Consider the following 11,906-nt stretch of genomic DNA (forward strand, 5'->3'; position numbering starts at 1 on the left):
ATGTTCGTGGCCATGCCGCTTTCCGGCATCGGGATGCCGAGCTGGTCCATCATCTTGCGGAACAGGTCGCGGTCTTCGGCGATATCGATGGAGTCAATGCTCGTACCGAGAATCTTGACGCCTTCATCGCTCAAGGCGCGGGCGATGTTCAGCGGAGTCTGGCCACCGAACTGCACGATAACGCCGGCCGGCTTTTGACGCCTACGGCGTCCGCCGCTACGCCTCGGTCATAAAAATATGCAAGCATATTTTTGCGACACTCGGCTTGCAGGCTTTTCCTTGTGGTAAATCTGGAGAACGTTGCCTAATCATTTGGGCGTTCCCGCACATATATGTGCGGTCGGGCTATATTTTAGGGGCGACCACCTTCGCTTCGCTCGTTACTCGCCTCCTAAAACGAAGCCTTGCTCCCGAAAACATCAAGAAAGAACTGCCCGCAAGTCTTCGCCCCAAGGGGTCACTATCCCTAACGCGAATGCAGAAGGCTCTGTCCAGCCAATCCGTACTTTTCGGTCAAAACTGCGAAAACGCTGCAAAAAAGGTTCTTGGCTCTGCTAGGCCAAACCGTATAGCTGCGAACCTGCTGCGACGGTCTCCTGAACCAAAACAGTCAAAATTCTGCAATTCTGTAGCGAATAAACAGCCCGGAAGGGGCTTACGAAATAAGGCTTTTTTGCTAGCCGAGGTTGGGTGTACGGGATGACCCGACGGAGCCGTATTCAAGATCACAGCCCTAAAATACAAAACAGCTCGCCTGTTTTCAATTATTTTCTTGACAAATATTACGCTAACGAAGTATATTTGGAGCATGAAGTACTACAATTGTGGCTTTTTGTTCCAGCAAATCAAGCAGCTCCAGAGCCGCATTCTGGACCGCAAGCTCTCCGAGATGAACGTGGACGCCTTCAACGGCGCCCAGGGGCGCATCCTGTATGTCCTGTGGAAAAACGACGGAGTCCCTATCAGCGAAATCGCGCGCAAGACGGGACTTTCCATGGCGACCCTCACGGGAATGCTCGACCGCATGGAAGCGGTGGACTTGTTGCACCGATTCACAGACCCAAACGACAGGCGAAAACTTGTCATAAGGCTTACCGACAAGGCCTACAGCCTCGAAAACGATTACAACGACGTATGCTCGCAAATGGACGGAATCCTGTTCGAGGGGTTCAAGGAAAAAGAAATCGAAACCTTGCAAGCCCTTTTAGAGCGGATCCTTAAGAACCTGGAATCCGCAGACGCCCAGAACTAGTTTTATACCAACCGGGCGCAAGCCCACAACCAAGGAGTCAACATGCTCTCTAACATTGCTGAATGGTCCACCAACACACTCTCTTCCGGCGGTTCCTCTTGCGGTAGCGCCTGTGGTGCAGCTAAGCCTGCCGAGCCCGAAAAGAAGCCTGCCGCCTGCGGTAGCGCCTGCGGTGCTGCAAAGCCTGCCGAACCCGAAAAGAAGCCCGCCGCATGCGGTAGTGCTTGCGGAGCTTCGAAGAAGTAATCGCGGAATGGCAGGTTACATAACCACCGACGAGCGCAAGGTGACGACCCGTCGGTTTTTCGAAATGAAGCAAAGCGGCGAGAAAATCTCGATGCTCACCTCGTACGATTACACGACGGCATCCATTGTCGATGCCGCCGGGATAGACTCCATCTTGATTGGGGATTCCGCATCGAACGTGATGGTCGGCAACATGACGACGCTCCCCATGACGGTGGACCAGATGATTTACCACGCCCGTTCCGTGGTGAATGCGGTAAAGCGGGCCCTTGTGGTGTGCGACATGCCTTTTGGCAGTTACCAGACCGGCGCCCGCGACGCCGTGGCGAATGCCGTGCGCATCATGAAGGAAAGCGGTTGTGACGCGCTGAAGATTGAAGGCGGCGTGGAAATCCTGGAGTCGGTAAAACGCATCATTGACGCGGGGATTCCCGTAATGGCGCACCTGGGGCTTACGCCGCAGAGCATTCACAAGTTCGGTTCGTACGCGGTACGCGCGAAGGATGATGCCGAAGCGGAAAAGCTCATGAGCGACGCCATTGCGATGGACAAGGCGGGCTGTTTCGGGATTACGCTCGAAAAAATTCCCGCAAAGCTTGCAAGCGAGGTGACGCGGAACGTGAAGTGCGCGACCATCGGGATTGGTGCGGGCAACGGTTGCGACGGCCAGGTTCTCGTCTACGCCGACATGATGGGACTTTCCAGGCAGAAACTCCCGAAGTTCGTCCGGCATTACGCCGACCTGGGCACCATCATGGCCGATGCCGTGGGCCGCTATGTCGCCGACGTAAAGTCCGGAAACTTCCCGAACGAGCAGGAATCGTACTAGCGTATGAACTATTTCGCATTCCAGTGGCATATCACCGATGATTGCGACCAGCGTTGCAAGCACTGCTACATCTTTGCCGAGGGGCACCCTGACCTTGTCTCGATGGACTTCGACCAGATGGAGCACGTGTTCGAAAACTGCTTGGATTTTTGCTCGCGCTTCGGGCGCCTCCCGTATTTTTACATTACCGGCGGCGACCCGATTCTACATCCGCGATTCTGGGATTTGCTTTCGCTGATGAAATCCCGCGACATACCGTTTACGCTGATGGGAAACCCGTTCCACCTGGATAAAGATGTGTGCGGAAGGCTGCGGGAACTGGGATGCGACAAGTACCAGATGAGTATCGACGGCCTCGAAAATACGCACGACTGGTTTCGTAAACCGGGCAGTTTCAAGACGACTTTCGAAAAGGTGGATTGCATCAAGGGTGCCGGCATCACGAGTGTCATCATGACAACTGTTAGCGGCACGAACATCGACGAAATTCCGGGCATCATCGATGATGTGGTTGCCGCAGGAGTCGATGTTTACGCCTTTGCGCGGTATGTCCCTACAGGTTCGGGGAAAGGCGACGAAAAAAGCGACTGGTATATCGCGCCGGAACGCTACCGGGAATTTTTGGCGGAAATCGATTCGATTTATAGACGCTACGAAGCGGAAAGTTCCTGCGTCACCTACTTCAACCGCAAGGACCACCTTTGGACCTTGTTCGAATATGAACAGGGACGCTTCCAGATTCCGTCTGACGCTAGGCCCGGCATGATTTACGGCGGCTGCAACTGCGGCAACTGTCACATCACCATCTTGCCGACGGGCGACGTTTACGCCTGCCGCCGCGTGGCGAACAGCAAGGTGGGCAACGTGTTTGTTGACAGCCTGGCCGACATGTGGCTGGGTACAAAAATGGAATCCTTCCGCGAATTTGACAAGTTCGAAAAATGTTCCCGTTGTGAACTTCTGCCTTATTGTAGGGGCTGCCCCGCCGTGGCAGCCGGTTCCAGCGAAGAAAACTTCTACGCCGCGGATCCGCAGTGCTGGAAAAAGGTCTAGGGAGAAAATGAAAGCTGTCGTATTGAATGCAGTCACCGCTGCCGAAAAGGTAACCTTGTCCGAAGTCCCTGGGCCGAAAGTAAAGCCCGGCTGGGTGCTGGTGCGTGTTCGCGCCTTCGGCATGAACCATAGCGAACAGGTGTTGCGCCTTTTCGAAATCGAGAACGACTATATCCAAAAACCCATTATTCCGGGTATCGAATGCGTTGGTGAAGTCGCTGGCATATTGCCCGAAGATGCCGGGCGTTACCCGCAACTGAAGGGGGGCCAGAAGGTCGCAGCCCTCATGGGCGGCATGGGCCGGAGTTTTGACGGCAGCTATGCGGAATACGCCCTGCTCCCAGCGCATCATGTATTTGCCGTAGAATCTTCGCTGGACTGGGCGGAACTGGCCGCCGTTCCCGAAACATACTTTACCGCATGGGGTTCGCTGTTTGAATGCCTGCAACTAAAGCCGACCGACACCCTGCTTGTTCGCGGGGCCACCTGCGCCTTGGGATACGCTGCCATACAACTCGCCCGAGCACTTGGAGCCAAGGTTGTTGCCACCACCCACCGCGATTCAAAACTTTCGCTCCTAGGCGACGCAGACGAGGCTATCCTTGACGACGGGATTCTTTCGGGAAAAGTTCACGGAATCACCAAGGCCCTGGACCTGGTGGGTTGCCGCAACCTGCTGGACACTCTGAGCGCCGTAGAAAAGGGCGGCATCGTTTGCAACACGGGAATACTGGGCGGAGTTTTTGCGCTGAACGGATTCGACCCCATCAAGGACATTCCCAACGGAGTTTACCTGACCGGATTCTTCTCCAATTATCCCGACGCATCGACTATCCGCAAAATCTTTGATTTTATGGAGAAGAAGAAACTCTCCCCGAAAATCGGGGCGCGCTTTGAATTTAAGGACATACGCGAAGCTTGCGTTGCACTTGACAGCGGAAAGGTCAACGGAAAAATCGTCGTGACGGTCTCCTGAACCAAAACAGCCTAAAAACTACGGTTACGCAGCGAATAAACAGCCTGGAAGGGGCTTACGAAATAGGGCTTTTTTGCTAGCCGAGGGCTGATGTACGGGATGACTCGACGGAGCCAAAAAAAACGGCTCTGTCCAGCCAATCCGTACTTTTCGGTCAAAACTGCGAAAACGCTGCAAAAAAGGTTCTTGGCTCTGCTAGGCCAAACCGTATAGCTGCGAACCTGCTGCGACGGTCTCCTGAACCAAAACAGTCAAAATTCTGCAATTCTGTAGCGAATAAACAGCCTGGAAGGGGCTTACGAAATAGGGCTTTTTTGCTAGCCGAGGTTGGGTGTACAGATTGACCCGACAGAGCCATGCAGAATAGTGCTTTTTTGTTCATTTCTCTATTGACTTTCTATTGGAAATTATGTATATTATTAGCGAGCTGGTCGAAAGACCCAGGTTCAACCTAACTAGGCGGGCAAACTGTCCGCCATTTTTGTTTGGAGAATTTGATGAGTTGCCTGAGTATTTTTGTGGATGAGAGTGGGGATTTCGGCCCTTACGATTCAAAATCCCCATATTACATCGTGACACTCGTCATCCACGACCAATCAAAAGATATAGCCAACCATGTTCAGGCTTTGAACGCCAAGGTCCAGTCGCTTGGATTCGGCAACGATTTTGTCATTCACACAGCACCGCTTATTCGCAGGGAAGAAATCTTCGTCAACGAGCCACCAAACAAAAGAAGGTCTCTTTTTATAAGCCTGTTTTTCTTCGTTCTGAAATCCCCAATTTCCTACAAGACTTTCGTCTTCGGAAAGCGACAAGGCGAAACGACTTTGGCTTTGGAAGGTCGAATGGCCCGCGAAATGTCTCTGTTCATCCGGCAAAATCTAGCATTCTTTCAAAGTTTTGAGGATGTTGTCCTTTATTATGACAACGGTCAACATGAGTTGAACAGGATTTTGAATTACATCCTTTCAACGGAACTATCCTCTTATACACTCCGGAAAGTGCTGCCCAAGGATTATAAGTTATTCCAAGTTGCCGACTTGATTTGTACCTTACAGCTTCTCAGCCTAAAATGCGAAAGCGGAGAACTTTCTAAATCAGAGCAACTTATATTCCACAGTAAGCGAGAACTAAGGAAGACTTTCTTAGGTCCAATACAAAAGAAACGATTTTAGAATTTTTCATAAGCATCTCTTTGGTCTAGTCCTTCAAACATCTCACTGATGCGTATGAATTTTTGTACTTCCAATCAACATCCAGCAAAAAATCACCAGCATATTGTTGAAAGGTGAACAGGGCCGCCTTAGGCTCATATTCACAACTATGGCGACCTCTTTTCACTTTGTCCTGACAAGACGTATTTTCATCCGCAAGCCACATAGCAAAATGGTCACCAGCACAGCCTTCACTGCAGCATGTACTTTTCCCTGTATTAAAATCTGTTAGTATTTGTCCAGGAACACATTTATCAAGTTCTCTATCCTTGCCTGTTCCTGAAGAACGAATGCTCAAGCCAAAAGAATTTACATGTTCTCCGAAATCGCCTGCCCAAAATTCTGGTTCAATAAACGCGAGCCCATAATTATTCATTACACCCAGAATAAATCGACTTCGCCCTCCATCGTAAGGGAAAAAGAGTCCTTCTATTTCATTTTTAAGATAATCTAAATTTGAATCTTGCCACTTTCCCGCATACCTATAAATCTGAACTTCAACAAAAACCAGCAAATCTTTCAATTCAGTTACCGTTGGAATGTGCCACCCAGTCGGGCAAATTCCTTGATGTTTTTTTGAGATGGGCCTCCCCTCTGTTCGTGATTCCATATCATAATTTTCTTTCGCCTCCGGTTGTATCGCCATAGCTGAATTCCAAGTATATAGGCGTCCAAAATCTTCACAACCAGCACAAATATTAGACCCATATTTCGAGGAATTCTTATAATTCAAATTTTCAGCCAACCAAACTTGCTTTCCAATCTTGACTGTTTTATAGTTTTTTCCCTCGTACGTAATCATTCCCGGCTTTCCCTTAAGCAACGCCTCATTCCCCTTGCCGGTTTCCGACTGAGCAAAGCAGCCAATCGAAATAATCAGGACACAAGTAATTATATTTGACATCTTCATATTTCACCTCCAACGTAGTTGTTAATTCTCTGTTTATCATACTCCTCATCCTTTAAGACTTTCAGTGCGAATTGTTTCTCAAACAGATTCTGATAATTTTTATAGTCATCCTCCTTAACAGAGCACATTTTATTATGAGAAATATGACACCCCTTCATTGTTGTTGAATCTAGGGGACAATCTAGTTCAGTGGCAAATTCGTATTTTTGCGTGAGGAACATGTATTGTTTCAAACAAACATTTATAACCTTCTGTGCCTGTCCATAGGACACCCCGTATTTCTCCGATAAATTTTTTATTCCCTTTCGTATTTTGACGTTGGACAATGTTTTGTCGTCCATTTCTTTTATCAAGGCTAGGCAGGTTTTTACAAGGGCCTTGCGAAATCCTGATTTAGGCTCATTTGAATTTTTAGAAATGGATCTATCCAATTGGGATGCTCTGTTGAACTCAATGATGAAAAGCTGGAGTTCTAGAAGTCTCATTTTCTCTAGTTTGGATTTTAATTTATTTGCCAACATAAACAGAATCTCCTTTTAAAGAGAAGGGCAACTCAGCCAAAAACTTACAAATAAGGTTGCCAATTGGCAACCTAAAAATTACCAAACAATCAAATTTTTTTCCTATTTGTGATTAAAACGAAGAATGAAGAAGCCAAACGGCAACCGCTAGTCGAGGCTAATCTGAAAAAAATCAAAGGTTCAATAGAAAGTCAGTTGCCATACGGCAACTATTCTACATAGTCTATTCGCTAGCTTTGTAAATCATGCTAGACCCCGAAGTGACCATAAAGCACATTCGCGAAAACATCCGCCAAAAGATACTGGATGCGGGCTATGCAACTATTGAAAAGTTCGCCTACGAAAATGGTCTTACTAAATCAACCATTACCCGTGCTATAAACGGCTCTAGAAACCCTCGGCTCATAACGCTTATTGAAATTGCAAACGGATTGGATATAAATCTTTCCGAATTACTAGACTTACATCAAATAGAGCACAATCAAGGTAAAAAGACTAAAAATTCGAAATTAAGAAAATAAATATTCTCGATTTAATAAAATACCTCAACGTAACAGTTGAGGTATTTTGCATTTTAGGGCGGGTGGGCGGGGTAAGCCCGGGCGTTGCCCCAGAACGAGTCCGGGGCAGGCTCCAGTGCGGCGTATGAGCGCCCGCCAGAGAGGGTGGTGAGCAACAGAGTGCGAACCAGGGGAAGGCTTTCCCCTATATACACAAAAAAGACCGCAGCATTCTATTGCTACGGTCTTTAATGTTCTGGATCCTTCGACTTCACACCTTACGGCGTTCCGCTCAGGATGACAGGAGATTCCCGGTCAAGCCGGGAATGACATCCTACCGACTAGATTTCTTCAATGCTCGCGTGGTACTCTTGCAGGCTCTTCACGGCGCCGTGGCCGTTCCTTGCAGCGGCGATGCCCTTCACGGTGTTGTAGGCACCGGCGAGGGTCGTGATGTACGGAACCTTGTACTTGATGGCGGCCTTGCGGATAGCGCTTTCGTCCTTGATGGCGTCGCGCTTTGCCCACGGCGTGTTGATGATGAGGTTCACCTGCTTGTTCAGGATGATATCGAGAACGTTCGGGCGACCTTCAGCAATCTTGTTCACCACTTCGCACTTGACACCGGCGGCTTCGTAGAACTTGGCGGTACCTTCGGTAGCGTAAATCTTGAAGCCGAGTTTCTGGAATTCCTTACCGATTTCAATCGCCTGTTCGGAGAGGTTCACCTTGTCAGAAAGGCTGATGAGCACAGCGCCTTCGGACGGAAGGAAGGAACCTGCGGCTTCCTGGCTCTTGTAGTAAGCGAGGGCGTAGTCGTCGGAGAGGCCGAGAACTTCGCCAGTGGAGCGCATTTCGGGGCCGAGAACCGGGTCCACCTTCGGGAACTTGTCGAACGGGAACACAGCTTCCTTGGCGCCGTGGTGGTTGAACTTCTTGTCCTTGAGCTTGAGGTCTTCGAGCTTCGCACCGAGCATGAGGCGGGTAGCGAGGCGGGCACTTACAGACCGTTCCGCTTACGCTCCACTCTCGCCTCCGACGACTCGTTACGACGAGTCGCCTACGGCTCACAGGCGTGTTACAAACCTTGGAGACCAAAGGCACGGTACGGGACATTCTTCTTTTGGGCGTTCCCGCACATATATGTGCGGTCGGGCTATATTTTATGGGTTGCCCGGTTCACTCCGTTCCCGCCCAACCTCATAAAACGAAGCCTTGCTCCCAAGAATATCGGACAGGGACAGCCCGCAAGTCTTCGCCCCAAGGGGTCACTATCCCTAACGCAAAAAGGGCAAGCCTACGCCCGCCCGAATTCGCACAAACGGTATTTACTTGCCATTTCTATGATTTACTGCATAACGGAACAGATTGCAACACACCCTGCGAGTGCAACGATTTGCATTCGTGCAATTGTAAACTAGTCCATTCCTCATTTTCAGATTTGAAAATGAACGAAGACTCAAAATGAATGTTAAGGTTTTTTCGTAGGAAACCAACCTCGATCGGTATCGTTATGCCGACATTCATAGTAAAGAGAGTCCTCTGTCATGACAATGGTTTTCTCAGCTTTTTCTGCGTAAGTACAAAAGCCAAACTTCCTTTCCAAGCTATCATAGGGCAATCGCCAAATGCGGAGCGTTGACTCCGAATGATCACAGACAAGCGAATCTCCATAATGGATGGACGCAACATTTTCGTTTACCATGCGAACATTTTGAGAAGCACTGTTCGGATCACCATATAATCCGGATTTACATTCTGGAAAACCATAAACAATTTCTAACAAATTGGACATAAATTCATTCAAATCACGCTGAGAATAATACCAACTACTCATCCAATTTTTTTGCCGTTTCAGAACCCATTGGACAATAGAATCTCGATTTGATGCACAATAATCAGCACTGAGAAGAGCTTTGTCAGAATCAAACCACCGGCCATTCTTTGAAAAATAATTTATAAAGAAATCAACATTCTGCTTAAACAACGAATCTTGAATTAAAAAACCAAGCATCACATATGGAAAATAATTACCCGCACTTTTATAAAAATCATCATAAGAAATATAGTATGGATGCATAGGACTATAAATATACAAGGAATCGTCTTCAGTATACGCCCCATAATAGGTTCCTAAAATTCGAGCCAATTCTATAGCCGACTTTCGTTTGGCCGCATGAAATGGATAACCATCTTCATATAACATTTTCACTCTTTCACTTTCTAGATGGCTTTCTATTGATAAGCGGGGATGAAGTGTCAACGAAATATTCGACAATGTTAAAAAAGTTATTTTAGACACTACTGAATCCGAATGAGAAAATTGCAAATGTAACTCTATAATCACATAAGGAGATTTAAAATCTGTTATATGAAATGTATATTCCAAACCATTTACAATTCCTTTATAGTGGCTTCCTTGAATTTTATTTAAATTACTGTCTAATTCGTTTAAAATAACAGAATCAATAGAAAATTCTCGAGGAATAAAAACATAACCAGAAAGGGATCTGTTTTTTATAGAATGTGGGGCACTTAAATCATAGGAATCAACTCTATTTACACTGTAATCGTTTTCCTCACCACAACCAACAATGAGAAAAACAAAAAACATCAAAACTATTACACGAAACATGTGCTACCCGCAAAACTCATAACAAATTCGACATTCAGAAGAACCAATTTGCACATTCATTTCGACATCAACATTTTTTGTTTTTATGGTAAAGTAAAAAAGATGATTGTCGGTATATTCACAATCTTCGCCTTCTGCAGAACGAGAAAACTTCTTTTTCGATTGTGTTATAGAGAAATCATCCACATCAAAAACCTCGGAGTACGAATAATCGGAACTTCTCAAAACGATTTTATCAACATTACTGCAATCATAAGTATCACACCCATAAAAATCTAAAAAAAGGGAATTAATATGATTCCAATAAGTGTACATAAAATTTATTTCAAAACTCATAGGCTGAACAGAATTACCAACAGGTTCTATTCGAGGATAAATCTTTTTGGCTGCAGAAGCATCATTTATTTTATTTAAAGTGTCAGAAAACGGTTTATAATTTTCAATTCCAATAGAATCAAACCAATTCTGTTTCTTTATAAAGCCTAACAAAAAACTATCTTCAGCAACTATACTAATTCTATCAATATCAAAGCTATTGTTCGAACTGTAACGACTTTCATATTCCGCAGGCATACAGCCTATAGAAAAAATCATTACTATCGTAAATCCAATATAAGGCAAAAATTTGCAATATTTCATATTCTGATTTTACTCTGTCTACCACTATGGAACAATTTAGCTCTAATCGGAATATAGATTTTTTCCGTCTATCATTCATCATTATATAGAATAAATTTCCTTAATATACATAAAAAGACCGCAGCATTTTATTGCTACGGTCTTTAAAGTTTTTGGATCCTATCGCGTCCTTACGGATGCTCCAGGATGACACGCATGAGATTACACCTCTTCGATGCTTGCGTGATATTCCTGAAGGCTCTTCACAGCTCCATGTCCGTTCCTTGCGGCGGCGATGCCCTTGACGGTGTTGTAGGCACCGGCGAGGGTCGTGATGTAAGGAACCTTGTACTTGATGGCGGCCTTGCGGATGGCGCTTTCGTCCTTGATGGCGTCGCGCTTTGCCCACGGCGTGTTGATGATGAGGTTCACCTGCTTGTTCAGGATGATGTCGAGAACATTCGGGCGGCCTTCGGCGATCTTGTTCACCACTTCGCACTTGACGCCGGCCTTCTCGTAGAACTTGGCGGTGCCTTCGGTAGCGTAGATCTTGAAGCCGAGCTTCTGGAATTCCTTGCCGATTTCAATCGCCTGTTCAGACAAGTTAACCTTGTCAGAAAGGCTAATCAGCACGGCACCTTCGTTCGGGAGGAAGGAACCTGCGGCTTCCTGACTCTTGTAGTAAGCGAGGGCGTAGTCGTCGGAGAGGCCGAGAACTTCGCCGGTGGAGCGCATTTCGGGGCCGAGCACCGGGTCCACCTTCGGGAACTTGTCGAACGGGAACACAGCTTCCTTGGCGCCGTGGTGCTTGAACTTCTTGTCCTTGAGCTTGAGGTCTTCGAGCTTGGCACCGAGCATGAGGCGCGTAGCAAGGCGGGCCATCTGCGTGTTACAGACCTTGGAGACCAGAGGCACCGTGCGGCTTGCACGCGGGTTTGCTTCGAGCACGAACACCTTGCCGTCTTCGATAGCGTACTGCATGTTCATGAGGCCGCAAACGTGGAGGGCTTCGGCAATCTTCCTGGTGTAATCCTTGATGGTCGCGAGGTTTTCCTTGGTGATGGTCACCGGCGGGATGATGCAGGCGGAGTCACCGGAGTGGACACCGGCAAGTTCCACGTGTTCCATCACGGACGGGATGTAGACGTGTTC

The 11,906-nt window shown here is 47.4% G+C and carries 12 protein-coding genes and 2 pseudogenes; 7 read left to right on the plus strand and 7 right to left on the minus strand.

The window, feature by feature from the left end:
• Positions 1-200 (minus strand): annotated as a pseudogene (locus BUA44_RS16180) (hypothetical protein); the annotation flags it as partial.
• Between the two features lie 608 nt (positions 201-808).
• Between BUA44_RS16180 and BUA44_RS14860 the strand changes: the two are divergent.
• The 6 genes from BUA44_RS14860 (at position 809) to BUA44_RS14885 (ending at position 5,531) form a co-directional block, all read left to right on the plus strand.
• On the plus strand, positions 809-1,252 hold the full coding sequence (locus BUA44_RS14860; protein WP_072813633.1) for a MarR family transcriptional regulator: 444 nt from the start codon (positions 809-811) through the stop codon (positions 1,250-1,252).
• Between the two features lie 42 nt (positions 1,253-1,294).
• Positions 1,295-1,498 carry a hypothetical protein gene (locus BUA44_RS14865; RefSeq protein ID WP_072813636.1) on the plus strand — a complete coding sequence of 68 codons (204 nt, stop codon included), beginning with the start codon at positions 1,295-1,297 and terminating at the stop codon, positions 1,496-1,498.
• 7 nt (positions 1,499-1,505) lie between these two features.
• Positions 1,506-2,327, plus strand: coding sequence for a 3-methyl-2-oxobutanoate hydroxymethyltransferase (gene panB / locus BUA44_RS14870; protein WP_072813638.1), 822 nt, complete (start codon positions 1,506-1,508; stop codon positions 2,325-2,327).
• A 3-nt stretch (positions 2,328-2,330) separates the two neighbouring features.
• A complete protein-coding gene (gene acgM / locus BUA44_RS14875; RefSeq protein ID WP_072813640.1) occupies positions 2,331-3,380 on the plus strand; it encodes a radical SAM/SPASM domain protein, ACGX system in 1,050 nt (349 codons plus the stop codon).
• A gap of 7 nt (positions 3,381-3,387) precedes the next feature.
• Positions 3,388-4,356 (plus strand): alcohol dehydrogenase catalytic domain-containing protein, encoded by a 969-nt coding sequence (locus BUA44_RS14880; RefSeq protein WP_072813642.1) that lies wholly within the window; start codon positions 3,388-3,390, stop codon positions 4,354-4,356.
• A 497-nt stretch (positions 4,357-4,853) separates the two neighbouring features.
• The gene (locus BUA44_RS14885) at positions 4,854-5,531 is read left to right on the plus strand and encodes a DUF3800 domain-containing protein (protein ID WP_072813644.1); all 678 of its coding nucleotides are present in this window, start codon (positions 4,854-4,856) and stop codon (positions 5,529-5,531) included.
• Positions 5,532-5,556: 25 nt separating this feature from the next.
• Here BUA44_RS14885 and BUA44_RS14890 read toward each other — a convergent pair whose 3' ends face one another.
• Both BUA44_RS14890 and BUA44_RS14895 read right to left on the minus strand, forming a co-directional pair.
• On the minus strand, positions 5,557-6,480 hold the full coding sequence (locus BUA44_RS14890) for an FISUMP domain-containing protein (RefSeq protein WP_072813647.1): 924 nt from the start codon (positions 6,478-6,480) through the stop codon (positions 5,557-5,559).
• Complete coding sequence (locus BUA44_RS14895) at positions 6,477-7,001, minus strand: hypothetical protein (RefSeq protein ID WP_072813648.1); 525 nt, start codon at positions 6,999-7,001, stop codon at positions 6,477-6,479. The genes BUA44_RS14890 and BUA44_RS14895 overlap by 4 nt, the downstream gene beginning before the upstream one ends.
• Before the next feature lie 245 nt (positions 7,002-7,246).
• On the opposite strand from BUA44_RS14895, the gene BUA44_RS14900 reads away from it, so the two are divergent.
• Positions 7,247-7,522, plus strand: a complete 276-nt coding sequence (locus BUA44_RS14900; RefSeq protein WP_072813650.1) for a helix-turn-helix domain-containing protein — start codon at positions 7,247-7,249, stop codon at positions 7,520-7,522.
• A 320-nt stretch (positions 7,523-7,842) separates the two neighbouring features.
• On the opposite strand, the gene BUA44_RS14905 is transcribed toward BUA44_RS14900, so the two are convergent.
• The 4 genes and pseudogenes from BUA44_RS14905 to BUA44_RS14920 form a co-directional block, all read right to left on the minus strand.
• The gene (locus tag BUA44_RS14905) at positions 7,843-8,478 is read right to left on the minus strand and encodes a hypothetical protein (RefSeq protein ID WP_255370586.1); all 636 of its coding nucleotides are present in this window, start codon (positions 8,476-8,478) and stop codon (positions 7,843-7,845) included.
• 494 nt (positions 8,479-8,972) lie between these two features.
• The gene (locus BUA44_RS15465) at positions 8,973-10,136 is read right to left on the minus strand and encodes a hypothetical protein (RefSeq protein WP_143152034.1); all 1,164 of its coding nucleotides are present in this window, start codon (positions 10,134-10,136) and stop codon (positions 8,973-8,975) included.
• 3 nt (positions 10,137-10,139) lie between these two features.
• Entirely contained in the window at positions 10,140-10,775 is a 636-nt protein-coding gene (locus BUA44_RS15470) for a hypothetical protein (RefSeq protein WP_143152035.1), read from the minus strand.
• Between the two features lie 201 nt (positions 10,776-10,976).
• Positions 10,977-11,906 (minus strand): annotated as a pseudogene (locus tag BUA44_RS14920) (carbamoyl phosphate synthase large subunit); the annotation flags it as partial.

This window comes from Fibrobacter sp. UWR3 (assembly GCF_900143055.1).
In the GTDB taxonomy this organism is placed as follows: domain Bacteria; phylum Fibrobacterota; class Fibrobacteria; order Fibrobacterales; family Fibrobacteraceae; genus Fibrobacter.